Annotated in this window: 15 protein-coding genes and 1 pseudogene; 14 read left to right on the top strand and 2 right to left on the bottom strand. The window is 36.4% G+C overall.

Features of this window, described 5'->3' with window-relative positions; translation table 11 throughout:
• The first annotated feature begins 23 nt into the window (after nt 1-23).
• The 3 genes from lipA to ACKXGU_RS11435 are packed head-to-tail and all read left to right on the top strand — an operon-like array spanning nt 24 to nt 4,177.
• Nucleotides 24-902: a lipoyl synthase gene (gene lipA / locus ACKXGU_RS11445; RefSeq protein WP_463465444.1), complete on the top strand. Its 879-nt coding sequence runs from the start codon at nt 24-26 to the stop codon at nt 900-902.
• 2 nt (nt 903-904) lie between these two features.
• The gene (gene gap, locus ACKXGU_RS11440) at nt 905-1,921 is read left to right on the top strand and encodes a type I glyceraldehyde-3-phosphate dehydrogenase (protein WP_463465443.1); all 1,017 of its coding nucleotides are present in this window, start codon (nt 905-907) and stop codon (nt 1,919-1,921) included.
• A 30-nt stretch (nt 1,922-1,951) separates the two neighbouring features.
• Nucleotides 1,952-4,177 (top strand): ATP-binding protein, encoded by a 2,226-nt coding sequence (locus ACKXGU_RS11435; protein WP_463465442.1) that lies wholly within the window; start codon nt 1,952-1,954, stop codon nt 4,175-4,177.
• On the opposite strand, the gene lpxK is transcribed toward ACKXGU_RS11435, so the two are convergent.
• On the bottom strand, nt 4,174-5,181 hold the full coding sequence (gene lpxK / locus ACKXGU_RS11430; RefSeq protein WP_463465441.1) for a tetraacyldisaccharide 4'-kinase: 1,008 nt from the start codon (nt 5,179-5,181) through the stop codon (nt 4,174-4,176). The genes ACKXGU_RS11435 and lpxK overlap by 4 nt on opposite strands.
• A gap of 131 nt (nt 5,182-5,312) precedes the next feature.
• Between lpxK and ACKXGU_RS11425 the strand changes: the two genes are divergently transcribed.
• The 3 genes from ACKXGU_RS11425 (at nt 5,313) to msrA (ending at nt 7,971) form a co-directional block, all read left to right on the top strand.
• Nucleotides 5,313-6,407 carry a Nif3-like dinuclear metal center hexameric protein gene (locus ACKXGU_RS11425; RefSeq protein WP_463465440.1) on the top strand — a complete coding sequence of 365 codons (1,095 nt, stop codon included), beginning with the start codon at nt 5,313-5,315 and terminating at the stop codon, nt 6,405-6,407.
• A 3-nt stretch (nt 6,408-6,410) separates the two neighbouring features.
• Nucleotides 6,411-7,190, top strand: coding sequence for a zinc ribbon domain-containing protein (locus ACKXGU_RS11420; protein WP_463465439.1), 780 nt, complete (start codon nt 6,411-6,413; stop codon nt 7,188-7,190).
• Between the two features lie 124 nt (nt 7,191-7,314).
• A complete protein-coding gene (gene msrA, locus ACKXGU_RS11415) occupies nt 7,315-7,971 on the top strand; it encodes a peptide-methionine (S)-S-oxide reductase MsrA (protein WP_463465438.1) in 657 nt (218 codons plus the stop codon).
• Nucleotides 7,972-8,113: 142 nt separating this feature from the next.
• On the opposite strand, the gene ACKXGU_RS11410 is transcribed toward msrA, so the two are convergent.
• Entirely contained in the window at nt 8,114-8,533 is a 420-nt protein-coding gene (locus tag ACKXGU_RS11410; protein WP_463465437.1) for a (4Fe-4S)-binding protein, read from the bottom strand.
• Between the two features lie 113 nt (nt 8,534-8,646).
• Between ACKXGU_RS11410 and kynU the strand changes: the two genes are divergently transcribed.
• The 8 genes and pseudogenes from kynU to ACKXGU_RS11370 all read left to right on the top strand — a co-directional run bounded on the left by kynU (nt 8,647) and on the right by ACKXGU_RS11370 (nt 16,350).
• Nucleotides 8,647-9,915: a kynureninase gene (gene kynU / locus ACKXGU_RS11405; RefSeq protein ID WP_463465436.1), complete on the top strand. Its 1,269-nt coding sequence runs from the start codon at nt 8,647-8,649 to the stop codon at nt 9,913-9,915.
• A 37-nt stretch (nt 9,916-9,952) separates the two neighbouring features.
• Nucleotides 9,953-11,377 carry an FAD-dependent oxidoreductase gene (locus tag ACKXGU_RS11400; protein ID WP_463465435.1) on the top strand — a complete coding sequence of 475 codons (1,425 nt, stop codon included), beginning with the start codon at nt 9,953-9,955 and terminating at the stop codon, nt 11,375-11,377.
• 3 nt (nt 11,378-11,380) lie between these two features.
• Entirely contained in the window at nt 11,381-11,791 is a 411-nt protein-coding gene (locus tag ACKXGU_RS11395) for a RidA family protein (RefSeq protein ID WP_463465434.1), read from the top strand.
• A pseudogene (locus ACKXGU_RS11390) lies at nt 11,788-13,228 on the top strand (aldehyde dehydrogenase). The gene ACKXGU_RS11395 and the pseudogene ACKXGU_RS11390 overlap by 4 nt, the downstream one beginning before the upstream one ends.
• A gap of 6 nt (nt 13,229-13,234) precedes the next feature.
• On the top strand, nt 13,235-14,017 hold the full coding sequence (locus ACKXGU_RS11385) for an SDR family oxidoreductase (protein ID WP_463465433.1): 783 nt from the start codon (nt 13,235-13,237) through the stop codon (nt 14,015-14,017).
• 36 nt (nt 14,018-14,053) lie between these two features.
• Nucleotides 14,054-14,590 carry a 3-hydroxyanthranilate 3,4-dioxygenase gene (locus tag ACKXGU_RS11380; protein ID WP_463465432.1) on the top strand — a complete coding sequence of 179 codons (537 nt, stop codon included), beginning with the start codon at nt 14,054-14,056 and terminating at the stop codon, nt 14,588-14,590.
• Between the two features lie 27 nt (nt 14,591-14,617).
• The gene (locus tag ACKXGU_RS11375; RefSeq protein WP_463465431.1) at nt 14,618-15,706 is read left to right on the top strand and encodes an amidohydrolase family protein; all 1,089 of its coding nucleotides are present in this window, start codon (nt 14,618-14,620) and stop codon (nt 15,704-15,706) included.
• Nucleotides 15,706-16,350: an O-methyltransferase gene (locus ACKXGU_RS11370; protein ID WP_463465430.1), complete on the top strand. Its 645-nt coding sequence runs from the start codon at nt 15,706-15,708 to the stop codon at nt 16,348-16,350. The genes ACKXGU_RS11375 and ACKXGU_RS11370 overlap by 1 nt, the downstream gene beginning before the upstream one ends.
• The last annotated feature ends 2 nt before the right edge of the window (nt 16,351-16,352 follow it).

Here is a 16,352-nt window from a genome sequence, read left to right as displayed (position 1 = left end):
CTTTGCCAAGCAATTTATAGCGCATGAAAACGGAAACAAAATCAAATATATTACCAGGTCGCGAACCTAAACCTAAATGGTTACGTGTTAAGCTTCCTACAGGAAAAAAATACACCGAGTTACGCGGGTTGGTTGACAAATATAAGCTAAACACTATTTGTACATCAGGTAGCTGCCCAAATATGGGAGAATGTTGGGGAGAAGGAACAGCTACTTTTATGATACTGGGTAATATTTGTACCAGATCATGTGGTTTTTGTGGTGTTAAAACTGGTAGACCTGAATCTGTTGATTGGGATGAGCCTGAAAAAGTGGCTCAATCCATTAAAATTATGAAAATTAAACATGCTGTTTTAACCAGTGTGGATCGTGATGATTTAAAAGATATGGGTAGTATTATGTGGGCTGAAACTGTGAAAGCAGTGAGACGTATGAATCCTGAAACTACCCTAGAAACGCTAATTCCAGATTTTCAGGGCATTGAACAGCATATAGACAGAATCATTGAAGTAGCACCTGAAGTTGTTTCCCATAACATTGAAACAGTCCGCAGACTGACAAGAGAGGTTCGTATTCAAGCAAAATATGACCGTAGTTTGGGTGTTTTAAAATACTTAAAGCAACAAGGACAAAGACGCACAAAATCGGGCATTATGTTAGGACTTGGTGAAACCAGAGAAGAAGTCATCGAAACGCTCCACGATTTGAAAGAACATGATGTGGATGTCGTGACCATTGGCCAATATTTACAGCCAAGTAAAAAACACTTGCCTGTCAAACGATTTATTATGCCTGATCAGTTTGAAGAATACAAACAGATTGGTTTGGATTTAGGTTTCAGACATGTTGAAAGCAGTGCATTGGTTCGTTCTTCATATAAAGCTCAAAAGCACATCAACTAACAATGGTACGTGTTGGCATAAACGGTTTTGGCAGAATTGGCCGTAGACTTTTTAGATTATTACATAATAACGATAATATTGAAATTGTCATTATAAATGATTTAGCTGATCCCAAAACCTTGAGCCATTTGTTGAAGTATGATAGTATTCATGGTATTTTTGATCATGATATCTCATTTGACGCAAACCATATTATTGTCGAAGGTAAAAAGATAGTACTTTCGAACCATAATCATCCTAAAGATATTGATTGGTCCGCTTTAAACGTAGATTTTGTAGTAGAATCAACTGGAAAATTTAAAACATCCGAAATATTGGATTTTCATATTCAAAATGGCGCCAAACGCGTTATTTTGAGTGTTCCTCCTTTAGAAGATGACATTAAAACCATTGTAATGGGTGTTAATGACCAGATTATTAATGGAACGGAACAAATTTTATCCAATGCATCTTGTACTACCAACAATGCAGCTCCCATGATTGATGTCATCAATAAACTTTGTGGTGTAAAACAAGCTTATATAACAACCGTGCATTCCTATACTACCGACCAAAGTTTACACGATCAACCGCATAAAGATTTAAGACGGGCTCGTGCAGCTGGTCAATCCATAGTTCCAACAACTACTGGAGCTGCCAAAGCACTTACAAAGATATTCCCTGACCTTTCTGACGTAATTGGAGGTTGTGGCATTAGAGTACCTGTGGCCAACGGATCTTTAACCGATATCACGTTTAATGTTAAAAAAGAAGTTTCAATAGACACTATAAACCAAGCGTTTAAGGATGCCTCAAGTACTTATTTAAAAAATATATTAGCGTACACCGAAGACCCTATAGTATCCATAGATATTATTGGAAACACCCATTCTTGCATTTTCGATTCGCAAATGACTTCAGTAATCGGAAATATGGTGAAAATCATAGGTTGGTACGATAATGAAACTGGTTATTCACAAAGAATTATTGATTTAATTTGCAATTTATCGATAAAAATGTCACTTTTATCGAATAAATAATTATATTTGTCGATAATAGTAATAGAAACAATGTCCCAGATTACTAAGTATATAAGTGCTATTATAATGATGTTTAGTATCAGTGTGTTATCACAAACCAGTATTAGTGATGACCCTGAAATCATTCAAAACACCATTGATTACAAGGTTAATCAGGCACAAAACGACATAGAAAACAGTGATTATTTTGAGGCTGAAAAGAAGCTCGAAGATGCTTTGGCATTGGCTGAACAAATAGACAACAAAAAAAGCACTGGAATCATTTACTCCAAAATGGGGAAACTTCAATATATCATTGAAGAGCCTAAAAAAGCTTTAGTTAGCCTAATTAAAGCTACTGAAATACAACGATTAGCCAAAGACGATGTTAATTTAGCCGAGACTTATAAAATTCTTGGTAATGTTTATACTAGTAAAGGAGATTTTCAAAAGGCTCTCGATTTTTACATTTCCTCACAGTCACTTTTCGAACAAGAAGGCTTAAATGAATTTGTTGCAGAAGTTTTATTACTAGAAGGACAAACGCATTTAGAACTTGGCAATAATCAGAAAGCCAAGAGCTTGTTGGAAAAATCGGTTTCATTGGCAAATCGCTACGATTTAAATAAAATTAAAAGTAGTGCCTTGATTTACAATGGTTATACCCTTGTTAAATTAGGTCAAAACGATTTAGGTCTCAAAATGGCCAATGACGGACTCAAAATAGCCCAAGATTATGATTTTAATGCTGTTTTATCTAATGGCTATTTAGTCTTATCTGACATTTATCAGATATCTGGAAACTACAAGGATTCCAATGACTACTTAAAAAAACACATGAAACTATCAGACTCATTGTTGGAAATCAAGCGTGAAAATTTATCTCCTGACAAGCGCATGCAAGTCATGATGGAAAATCAAACCGAGTTTCAAAAGCAGCAAGCAGCCGATTTGGAAGAACAAAAAGAAGCCAATAGCTTAAGTCAGTTAACAACGATATTAAGTATCGCTTTAATTACTATTTTGTCGCTTTTGACTCTTTCTTTATATAAAAACAACAATATTAGGTTGAAAACCAACAATATGTTGCATAAGAAAAATGGCGAATTAATTATTGCTAAAGAAAAAGCTGAATTAGCATCTAAAACCAAAGCCAATTTCTTATCAACAGTAACGCATGAATTACGGACTCCGCTTTATGCTGTTACGGGTTTAACCAATATGTTACTGGATGAAGACCCAAAACCCAATCAAATTCAACATTTAAAGTCTTTAAAATTCTCCGGCGAATATCTCCTGACTTTTATTAATGATATTCTTCAAATTAATAAAATTGAAGCCAATAAAGTCGATATTGAACCTGAAAACTTCAATCTGAAAAAGAAAATCACTAACGTCATTGCTGCTTTGAACAATTCGGCATTGGACAACAATATTCAAATGCATTTTGAATATGAAAATGGCTTACCCGAGACATTTAATGCGGACCAGCTTAAAATTTCTCAAATTTTAATCAACCTTATCGGTAATTCCATTAAATTTACTAAAGATGGTGATATTTGGGTTAGAGTAAATAAATTACAACAGGAAGGCGATAATTATGTGCTCCGCTTTGAGATTGAAGATAATGGTATAGGAATAAGCAAGGAGAAACAAGAAATGCTATTTGAAAGCTTTGCTCAAGGATCCATTCAAATAAACAGAAAATATGGCGGTACTGGTTTAGGTTTATCGATTGTAAAAGGATTAATTGAGATTCTTAAAGGAAAGATATATCTTGACAGTGAATTGGGTAAAGGTTCCAAATTCACTTTTGAAGTACCACTTAAGTATGCTGAAGCCGTTGCCAAACCACAAAAAACCGAGTATTTCGATAAAATTGACGAATTGGAATTAAGCAATATCAAAATATTAGTAGTTGAAGACAACAAAATCAATCAAATGATTACTAAAAAGATTTTGAATAAAATGAAGCTTAATTGCGAAATCGTTGACAATGGTGAAGAAGCAGTAAGCAAAGCCAAAGAAACAACATACGATGTCATTTTAATGGATATTCATATGCCCGGAATAAGCGGTCTTGAAGCCACAAAACTTATCCGTGGATTCGATAAAACCATTACCATTTTTGCCTTAACTGCTGTGACTCTTGAAGACAAAATGCATGAATTTGAAGAGGCCGGATTTACCGATATCATCTCTAAACCGTTTAAGCAAGAAGATTTCGAGAAAAAACTCTACGAGGCTCTTATTGGAGGCAAAACCGAATCCGCTTAAGACATTTCTATCAATTCCTTAATTCGCTTGTTAAAGCTTTCAGAATTATGTACTTTGGTCTCTATGGGTAAGTAATATAACTTATTGATCAATGATTTATGGTTCATCAAACGCATGTAATCTTTTTCAGTTGTTAATATCTGTTCTTTTTCCTGAAGTTTTTTGATATCCTCCGAAGTAAAACTATGATGATCCTTAAAACCAATATGCTCATAGGTTTTGCCTTGTTTATCTAAAAACTCCAATAATGGTTTCGGATTCGCAATACCTGTTACCAAAGCAAAATTATCCACTCGAGAAAGCGGTTTTGATTCAGTTGCACTATAAACCGTGTCTGAATACATTATAGAACTAAAACTAACGGTTTGATGACTTTTTGGATTAATCCTTGAAATTATCTGTTGCCTTTCAGCTTCAGTAATTGAATCAGGGCATTTAGTAACGACAATCATTTGCGCACGTTTTGATCCTGATCTCGGTTCCCTTAAATTACCTGTTGGTAAAACAATATCATTAGTATAAAGGTCGTTGAAGGCTGTCAGCAAGATATTGACACTTGCTTTTACTTTTCGATGCTGAAAAGCATCATCCAGAATAATCAAATTAGGTTTATTTTCAAGTTGACTCAATATCGTAATACCCTCTTGTCTATTCTCATCAACAGCCACATGAACCTCATCATGATACTTATAATAAAACTGAAAGGGTTCATCACCTATTGTTTTAGCTGTTTCGGTTTCAGAAGCCAAAACAAATCCCGCAGTTTCCCGTTTATAACCTCTACTCAACGTAGCCAAAATGAAATCATCTTTTAACAATCGAATTAAATACTCGACCATAGGCGTCTTTCCTGTGCCTCCTGTACTTAAATTGCCCACACAAACTACAGGAAAACCATAAGATTTCGATTGCTTCAAACCCCAATCATAAAATTTATTCCGTAACCAAGTCACAACAAAGTAAAATGGAACAACAGGAAATAATATGATTCTTAAAAATTTCATTTATTAAATATGCACTCTATTTAAAACAAAGTAAAGATTATTTTTTGTAATTGGGTTTATATGAACAGTGAGAACTTTTAAATCTTGTGGTTGAAAAAATTTTATCTTTGTTTCAAATCAATTCAAGATATATGATAATCCAAGACGTTATCAATCATTTAGAACAACTAGCACCACAAGCCTATTCCGAAGATTTTGACAATACTGGTTTACTGGTTGGAAATCCAAAACAGCCTTTAACTGGTGTTTTGGTGACATTGGATACGCTCGAAGCTGTAGTGGATGAAGCCATTGACAATAATTGCAATCTGATTGTGAGTTTTCATCCCATTATTTTCAAAGGTTTAAAAAAACTGACTGGTAGTAACTACGTAGAACGCACCGTTCTTAAAGCCATTAAAAACAATATTAACATTTTTGCTATACATACCGCATTGGACAATGCTAAATTAGGTGTCAATGACATTATTTGTGAGCAATTGGGTTTAATAAATCGCAACATATTGATCCCACAACAGCAAACCATCAAGAAATTAACTACTTACGCTCCCATTAAGGAAGCAGCGCTATTGCGTCAAGCCCTTTTTGACGCAGGAGCTGGTGGAATAGGAAATTATGATGAGTGCAGTTTTAATATTGATGGCACAGGAACCTACAAAGGAAATGACGAGTCAAATCCTACAAAAGGAAAAAAACTACAACAGCATCAAGAGCCCGAAACACAAATATCTGTGACTTTTGCCAAGCACCTGGAATCTAAAGTTTTGAAAGCCTTATTCAAAAATCATTCTTACGAAGAAGTCGCTTATGAAGTGATTACATTAGAAAACACCAATCAGAATATTGGAATGGGTATGGTTGGCGAGTTAAAAAATCCCATGCCGGCTAAAGACTTTTTGACATCGTTAAAAAGCACTATGAAAACAGATGCTATTAGACACTCTGCCCTACTTGACCAACCTATTAAAAAGATTGCTGTTTTAGGAGGTTCTGGGAGTTTTGCTATTTCGGCAGCCAAACGTGCTGGCGCTCAAATATATATTACGGCCGATTTAAAATATCACGACTTTTTCCAAGCCGAAAACAAGATAATCTTGGCTGATATTGGTCATTACGAAAGTGAGCAGTTCACAAAAAACTTTTTAGTAGCTTATCTTACAAAAAAAATTACTAATTTTGCAGTCGTTTTATCAAGGACTAATACCAATCCTGTTAAGTATTTTTAAAGTATGGCAAAAAAGAAAGAAGTAACTGTAGAAGAGCGCTTAAGAGCATTATACGATTTACAGCTTATCGATTCTCGTATCGATGAAATTAGAAACGTTCGCGGAGAACTTCCTTTAGAAGTTCGTGATTTAGAAGATGAAGTTGCTGGATTAAATACCAGATTTGAAAAACTGGAAGCAAGTTTAGAAGTTATCAATAATGATATCAATTCTAAAAAGAATCTTATTGAAGAAGCCAAAGCATTAATTAAAAAATACAACGAACAACAAAAAAATGTTCGTAACAATAGAGAATTCAACTCTATTTCTAAAGAAATTGAATACCAAGAATTGGAAATTCAATTAGCTGAAAAAAACATCAAAGAATATAAAGCTCAAATTGAGCAAAAGAAAGAAGTTATTGCTGAAACTAAAGATCGTTTAAAAGAGCGTCAAAACCACTTAAAGCACAAAAAAGGTGAATTAGATGCCATTTTAGCCGAAACTGAAAAGGAGGAAGAAGCATTACTTAAAAAGTCTGACGATTATAAAGATTCTATTGAAGAGCGTTTAGTTGCTGCTTACACTAGAATCCGCACAAATGTAAAAAATGGCTTAGCAGTTGTTCCAATTGAAAGAGGAGCTTCTGGAGGTTCGTTCTTCACGATTCCACCGCAAGTTCAAATGGAAATTGCGTCTCGCAAAAAAATCATTACAGATGAGCACAGTGGTCGTATTTTGGTTGATGCCGCTTTAGCCGAAGAAGAAAAAGAGAAAATGGATAAATTGTTTGCTAAATTATAATCCATCCCAAAAATCATAACAAAACCCAGACCAACCGTCTGGGTTTTTTATTATGAAAACTTTCACAAAATTAGGTTTAAGGTTTTGTAAATTCATACGTCTATTAAAAAGAAAAAACAAAACCATGAAACCATTATTTCCACTTTTACTTTTTGCCCTCTCATTGAGTTGCAATAATTCAGCGCAAACAAATCCCAAGCAGCAAGCCTTAATTAATGCCAAACCTATTGAGGTTCCTTTACAAAATGGCAAGGCCAGAGCTTATTTTGCCAGTGGCTGTTTTTGGTGTGTAGAAGCCGTTTATGAGAGTGTTAAAGGTGTGGATGAAGCTATTTCTGGTTATGCAGGTGGCCATACAAAAAACCCAACGTATGAAGATAGTAATACAGGTCGCACAGGTCACGCTGAAGCCGTTGAGGTTATTTATAACCCAAAGGCTGTGAGTTTTGAAACCTTGATTGACGTGTATTTTGCCTCACAAGATCCCACACAGGTTAATGGTCAGGGACCCGATATTGGCTCACAATACCGTTCTATTATTTTCTATCAAAATGAAGCGCAAAAAAAGAGCATTCTTAAAAAGAAAGCAGCTTTAGAAAAGAAATTAGGCAAACCAGTTGCTGCAGAAATCTATCCATTTCAAAAATTCTGGAAAGCTGAAGAATACCATCAAAACTATGAACGCTTGCACCCTGAAAACCCTTATGTGCAAAATGTGTCCATACCAAGATTAAATAAGTTTAAACGTAAAATGCCAGAGGTACTCAAGGAAAATCATTAACAAATATCAAATTTGAATGTTTTTTTTTAAAATACCCAAATCCAAATCCCACTTTCTAACCGTATATCTAATAAATATCCCGCAGTAAGCGTCTATATATATTCAAGAACAGGCTTCCATTACTAATCGAAGCCTGTTTTTTTTAGCCTCTAAAATCATTTTTAACGTGTGTCCCGTCGCAATAAGGTTTGTTGTGTGAAGCACCACAGCGACAAAAAGCCGTGGTTTTGTTTTTGGTTTCCTGCTTACCATCTTTATGGGTTACCTGCAAAGTACCATAAACCAATAAGGGGCCATTTTCCATAACTTCCACCTTCGTTTCCAATACTTCAGAAGAGGCATCGGCAGCATCATTCATATAATAACTTAAGGCTCCAGAAGGACATTGCTTAACTTGATTCACCAATGCTTCAGTAGATGCCGCATCAATTTTTATCCAAGGTCGATCCTTCGGTTGAAAAACATTTGGTAATCCTTTTACACAAATAGCCGAGTGTATACACTTTTCAGCTTCCCAAACAATAGTGGTTTCGCCATTACTATATTCTTTTGTTTTTCCCATAGTCGTTACTTTTTCTAAAGATACAAAAAGCCTGTAGAAATTATCTCCTCAAGGCATCTTCATTTCTAAACTTATAATTCTTATTTTTGTTGGAAACTGAAAATTCACACACATTGTCCATTTATAAAACCGGTCTTGATTTCGCAAAAGAACTGGACCAAAATGACGAATTAGCTAGTTACAGAAGCCAATTTCATATTCCTAAAGACACCCATGGAAATGATATTATTTACCTCTGTGGTAATTCGCTTGGTTTACAGCCTAAATCAACTAAATCCTATATCAATCAAGAATTGGAAGATTGGGCTCATTTAGGCGTAGAAGGTCACACAGAAGCTAAAAATCCATGGTTACCATACCACGAATTCTTAACGGACAGTATGGCTAAAGTGGTTGGTGCTAAACCCATTGAAGTGGTTACCATGAATACGCTGACTGCTAATTTGCATTTTATGATGGTGAGTTTTTATAAACCTACAGCCCAGCGTTATAAAATTGTGATTGAGGCGGATGCGTTTCCAAGCGACAAATATGCGGTGGAGTCGCAATTACGTCATCATGGGTTTGATGACAAAGCGGGTTTAATTTTATGGAAACCCAGAAAAGGAGAAGAACTCTATCATTATGAAGATCTTGAAAATATCCTCGAACAACATGGTGATGAAATTGCCCTCATTATGATTGGCAATACCAATTATTACACTGGACAGTTTTTTGACATGAAACGCATTACAGCACTTGGCCATAAACATGGTTGCATGGTTGGTTTCGATTGTGCTCATGGAGCAGGAAATGTCCAACTGAATCTTCACGACTCTGGAGCCGATTTTGCCGTTTGGTGTACCTATAAGTATTTGAATTCGGGTCCAGGAAGTTTGGCAGGTGCCTTTGTACATGAACGTCATGCCCATGATAAAACTTTAAACCGATTTACAGGCTGGTGGAGTCACAATAAACAAACCCGATTTAACATGCGCCACGAGTTTGACCAGTTACCTGGTGCTGAAGGCTGGCAATTAAGCAATCCGCCCATTCTGTCTTTGGCTGCAATTCGTGCGTCTTTAGACATATTTAATGAAGTTGGTATGGAAAAACTCCAAGCCAAATCAAGGAAGCTTACAGGTTATTTTGAGTTTCTATTAAAGCAATTAGGTGAAGACACCATTAGAATAATAACACCAGAAAACCCTGAAGAGCGTGGTTGTCAACTCTCTATTCAAGTAAAGAATGCTGATAAGGCTCTGTTTGATAAATTGACGGCGTCAAGTGTCATATCAGACTGGCGTGAACCAGATGTTATTCGCTGTGCGCCAGTGCCGTTATACAATTCCTATCAGGATGTTTATCATATGGTAGAGAGGTTAAAAACGATATTAAATTAAACTTGTCATTCCGCACCTGATGCGGAATCCAAAAAAAATGAAAGATAAACAACAAAACATACTCATCATTGGCGCTGGGCTTTGCGGCTCTCTCCTAGCCTTACGATTAGGTCAACGCGGTTATAATGTAAGCGTTTACGAAATGCGTCCGGATTTACGGAAAGTCGATATTTCAGCAGGGCGTTCTATCAATTTGGCTTTCTCCGATCGTGGCATTAAAGCCATGAAATTGGTCGGCATTCAAGATAAAGTAGAACCACTTTGTATTCCTATGAACGGACGTATGTTACACGATTTAGAAGGCAATACAACCTTGGCACCTTACAGCGGCCGTGAACACGAATACATAAATTCCATATCACGCGGTGGCTTAAATGCCTTGCTTTTGGATGAAGCTGAAAAACACGAAAACGTGACTATTCACTTCAATAAGAAATGTAAATCGGTTGATTTTAAGAAAACCACTGCCACTTTTAAGGATTACGATACCAATAAAGATTTCATTGAGGACGCTGATATCATTATCGGCACAGATGGTGCTGGTTCGGCACTTCGTAAAAGCTATTATTTAGAAAAGAAGTTCTTATTCAGTTTTTCACAGGATTGGTTAAGTCATGGCTATAAGGAATTAAGCATTCTGCCAGATGAGAATGGTAGTTTTAAAACATATAAAAACGCGCTTCATATTTGGGGTCGCGAAGCCTTTATGCTCATTGCTTTACCAAATTTAGATGGTAGTTTTACGGTTACGCTGTTTTTGAGCTTTGACGAAGGTGAATACAATTTCAATAACTTAACAACGAAAGAGCGTGTATTGGAATTCTTTGAAAAATATTTCAAGGACGCTTTAGAGCTTATGCCAAATCTAGTTGACGACTTCTTCGAGAATCCAACAGCACCTTTGGGTACTGTAAAATGCTCGCCTTGGCACTACAAAGGCAATACCTTATTAATGGGCGACGCTGCTCATGCTATCGTGCCATTTTATGGCCAAGGGATGAATGCCTCATTTGAGGATGTTGTGGAATTTGATAATGTTTTAGATGCCATGCCTGTCGGCAGACAGGAAGGACATACAGACTGGGAAACTATTTTTAAGGCCTATGAAAAGAATCGTAAAAAAGATACAGATGCCATTGCCGATTTGGCTATAGACAACTTCTTTGAGATGAAAGGCCACGTCAATCACGCGAATTTCAGAGAAAAACGCAACTTGGAAATGGCCTTCGAAAAAACATTCCCTAACGAATATTCTTCCAAATACTCTTTAGTAACATTTAATGAAGATATCGGTTATAGAGATGCCATGGTAAGGGGACGTGCCCAAGATAAAGCCATATTGAATATGTTGGCAGATGGCACATTGAAAATTGATGACGATTTAAGATCGAATTTAGAAAAAGTAAAAATAGAAACCGATAACATCCTTGAAGACGACAGGATTGCCGGTTTGAAATCATAATTTATGAGTGAAGGAACAAAAGTAACCCCACGAGGTGCCTACCCACATGTAAAGGTGGTAGGCGATTTTATATTTGTATCAGGCACGAGCTCTCGGAGATCAGATAACACCATAGCTGGTGTAGATATTATCGATGAGATGGGAACCAAACGTTTAAATGCCGAGGTACAAACTCGTGAGGTACTGCAGAATATTGACAAAAATTTACAAACTGTTGGTGCATCATTAAAAGACGTGGTTGATGTCACATCCTTTTTAGTGAACATGAATGACTTTGCTGGATACAACAAAGCTTACGCTGAATTCTTTGATAAAGAAAACGGACCAACTAGAACCACGGTAGCAGTACATCAATTACCTCATCCTGACTTGGTGGTGGAAATTAAAGTTATGGCATACAAAAAGCAGTCATGAACATTCAAAACTATATAAACGGCAACTTCCATAATCCAATACAGAGACAATTGGATTGACAATTACGATCCTTCTAATGGTGACGTTTACGGGCAAATTCCTAACTCAAGCAAAGAAGACGTTGAAAATGCTTATATAGCTGCTAAATCAGCTTTCCCCAGTTGGTCTCAAACCACCTTGGAGGAACGTAGCCGAATCTTGCTTAAAATTTCAGAATTAATTGAAACCAAATTAGATAAACTAGCTACTGCTGAAAGTCAAGATAATGGAAAACCCATTAGTTTGGCAAAAACTATAGATATCCCAAGAGCATCCAGTAATTTTCGTTTTTTCGGAAATGCCATTACCCAATTTGCCAGTGAAAGCCATGAGAGCATCGGACTGAATGCCATCAATTACACCTTACGTCAACCCATAGGTGTTGTTGGTTGTATTTCACCCTGGAATCTACCTCTTTATTTATTTACATGGAAAATTGCTCCAGCGCTTGCAGCTGGAAACTGCGTTGTAGCCAAACCTAGTGAAGTAACACCAATGACAGCTTATCTTTTAGGTGACATTTGTAATGAAGCTGGCTTGCCAAAGGGTGTCTTAAATATTGTTCATGGGTTAGGAACTACAACGGGTCAAGCCATTATTGAACATCCAGACATCAAAGCCATTTCATTTACAGGTGGTACTGCAACTGGCGCACACATTGCCAAAACAGCTGCTCCTATGTTCAAAAAATTATCTTTAGAGTTAGGTGGCAAAAACCCCAATATCATCTTTGCCGATTGTGATTATCAAGACATGTTAACCACAACGGTACGTTCTTCTTTTGCCAATCAAGGTCAAATTTGTTTATGCGGCAGTCGCATTTTTGTAGAGCAATCCATTTATGAAACCTTTAAAAAAGATTTTGTAGAAAAGGTCAAACAACTGAAAGTTGGGCATCCTTCAGAAAATACAACCAATATTGGTGCTTTGGTTTCAAAACCACATTTAGAAAAAGTAAAAAGTTATGTTGACATTGCTAAAGCAGAAGGTGGAACCGTTTTGTGTGGTGGTAATGAAGTTACTATCGAAGGTTATGAAAACGGTTACTATTTAGAACCAACTGTTATTGAAGTTACTACTGATGAATGTCGGGTGAATCAAGAAGAAATTTTTGGACCTGTTGTTACTATTATGCCTTTTAATACAGAAGATGAAGCCCTCCAATTTGCCAACAAGGTGAAATATGGTTTGTCTGCTACACTATGGACAAACGACTTAAAACGTACTATGCGCATGAGTAACCAATTACAAGCTGGAATCGTTTGGGTAAACACTTGGCTAATGCGCGATTTACGCACACCTTTTGGTGGCATGAAGGCTTCAGGTGTTGGTCGTGAAGGTGGCTTTGAAGCCCTTCGTTTTTTTACAGAACCTAAAAATGTATGTATAAAATATTAATACAGAATGAACTTAAACTTATATAATAAAAACGCCCTAGTTTGCGGAAGTACGGCTGGCATTGGAAAAGCTACTGCCATTGCACTGGCAGAAGAAGGAGCTATTGTAACTCTTTTAGCCAGAAATGAAGAAAAACTTCAGAACGTTCTATCTGAAATGCCTTACGCTGAAAAACACAATTACATAATTGCTGATTTTTCTAACCCTATAGAGCTTCAGCAAAAAGTTTCCAATTACATATCAAAAAATCACGGCTTTCATATTCTTGTTAATAATACTGGTGGTCCTGCTGGTGGCCCAGTGTTTGATGCGAAGCTTGAGGAATTTGAAAAAGCCTTCACACAACATTTAAAATGCAATCACGTCTTAGCACAAACCGTTGTTCCTTTTATGAAAGAGCAAGGGTACGGTAGAATTATCAATGTGATATCTACTTCTGTAAAACAACCTTTAGACGGCCTAGGTGTGAGTAATACTATTCGAGGAGCTGTTGCCAACTGGAGTAAAACTTTAGCAAACGAGTTAGGACAATTTGGAATTACGGTAAATAATGTTCTACCAGGAGCTACTGGAACAGAACGACTTACAGAAATAATCAAAAACAAATCAGCCAAGACTGGAAAAACTGAAGATGAAGCTGCCAATGCTATGAAGCAGGCTGTTCCTGCCAAACGATTTGCCAGGCCAGAAGAACTAGCTTATGCCATTACATTTTTAGCCAGTGAATGTGCCAGCTATATTAACGGAATTAATTTACCTGTTGATGGTGGAAGAACAAAATCTTTGTAACTTTATAAAATTCCTTTAAAATAAAAACACAATATTATGAGTTCATTAGTCTCCCCTATAAATTTTAAAGCTTGGATTGAAGAAAATCGTCATTTACTAAAGCCTCCTGTTGGTAACAAAGTCGTATGGAAAGATGGTGATTTTATTGTCATGGTTGTTGGCGGTCCAAACAGTAGAAAAGATTATCATTACAATGAAACCCCAGAATTTTTCTATCAAGTGGAAGGGGATATTGTTTTAAAAGTCATTGATAAAGGAACGCCTAAAGATATTCATATCAAAGAAGGTGAGATATTTTTGTTACCGCCAAAAGTACCGCATTCTCCGCAACGTGGTGCTAATACTGTTGGCTTGGTTATTGAATATCCACGCGAAAAAGGTGTTCAAGACGCTTTGTTATGGTTTTGTGAAAACTGTACCACAAAGTTATACGAAGAGGATTTCACGCTTGACAATATTGAAACAGACATGCCTAAAATCTTTGACAAGTATTATGGTGATGCTGAAAAACGCACGTGTCCAAATTGTGGTGAAGTGATGCAGCCACCCAAAAAGGTTCAACTAGAGGATTAATACACCCTAATTTAATTAGGAAACACTATGAAAGAGAGACGTAAGCTACGCATAAACGGTCATTCCCATTTACTGCCTTATCCAGAGGAGATTCCACAGTTCATGAAAGACAAGGGGATTTTTTGGGTAGATAAGGATAGAAAGTTCATGCTACAAAAAGATTGGAACAGACCGATTACAGATTCCAGTTTCTTTCTAAATGAAAAACTGGCGTGGATGGAACGCTTTAAAATTGACCATGCAGTTGTATTAAATTTATCGCAATTGTATGGTAACGGTTTGCGTTTGGAAGAAATGAAACAAGCCTTGCGTTTCCAAAATGATTTTAATGCCAGAATACAAGACGAAAACCCCAGCAAGTTTACCTGTGGTTTTGTGGTTCATCCAGGTTTTGTTCGAGGTGCTTGTTGGGAGATTGAACGCTGTGTAGAAGAATTAGGTATGCGATTGTTATGCCTCCCGACCCATTATATGGATACTATTGGTACCTGGCGTTGTATTTTTGATGAGGAGAATGAACCCATTTTTGAGTTAGCTAACAAATATAATTTAGCTGTAGAAATTCACCCATACGATGGCGAAAAATTTATAAAACTTGAAAACACAGCTTGGCGTTTTCATTTAATCTGGATGTTGGCCCAATGTGCCGACGCTTACCATTTCTTGACGCTTAATGGTTATTACCAAAAGTATCCCAATATGCGTATTTGTTTTGCCCATGGTGGACAATTAGCTCAAATAAATTTAGGAAGACGTATTCAAGGATTTGATGGGCGTCATGACTTATTTGAAGGCAAAGTTCACCCAAGAAAAGCCGTAGGTCATCGCAATATATTCTTTGACACCTTGGTTCATGATACCGGCTCTTTAGGACTCCTAATTAAAAACCAGACATCCAAGCAAGTCCTCATTGGTTTAGATGACCCTTATCCACTAGGTGAAATGGAAAGTTTACCACAATCATCATATCCAGGAAAAATATTGGATTTAGCTATTGAGCGTGAAATTATCACAGAATCTGAAAAGGATGCTATGTGGGAAGATAATGTATTGCAATGGTTGTTCGGTGATGATGAAAAAAGCAAACAACAATTAGTTGATAAAATTATAGGGTAATGCATTTCCTTTCGGAAGATTTAGACGACTACATAGTAAGGCATTCTGAAGATGAACCGCAATTATTACAGGAATTAAGTAGGGAAACCTATCAAAAAATTTTACAGCCAAGAATGTTAAGCGGCCATTATCAAGGGCGTGTATTGAGCTTAATTTCTAAACTTGTAAATCCTAAACATATTTTGGAAATTGGCACCTATACTGGTTATTCAGCGTTATGTTTAGCTGAAGGTCTACAAAATGATGGCAGTATTGATACCATAGACATCAATGAAGAATTGTTAGATTTTCAACGAAAATATTTCAACAAATCAGGTTTTGGCAAACAAATACAGCAGCATCTAGGAAATGCACTGGATATTATCCCGACGCTTGATAAAACCTTTGATTTAGTTTTCATTGATGCCGACAAAGAAAATTACCTGAATTATTTTAACATCATAATTGATAAATTAAATCCAGATGGTATTATTTTATCGGATAACGTATTATGGAGTGGAAAGATCCTGGATACTGTCTTTAAGAAAGAGGATACCTCTACGCCTGCACTTATTGAATACAATAAAGTGTTAAAAGATGATCCAAGAATAGAAACTGTCATTTTACCTATACGTGATGGGCTAACTATTAGTAGGAAAAAATAGGG

It is taken from the genome of Hanstruepera sp. CR43 (genome assembly GCF_055227665.1).
The sequence above is the reverse complement of the archived record's forward strand: the minus strand, read 5'-3'. Positions and strand labels throughout refer to the sequence as shown.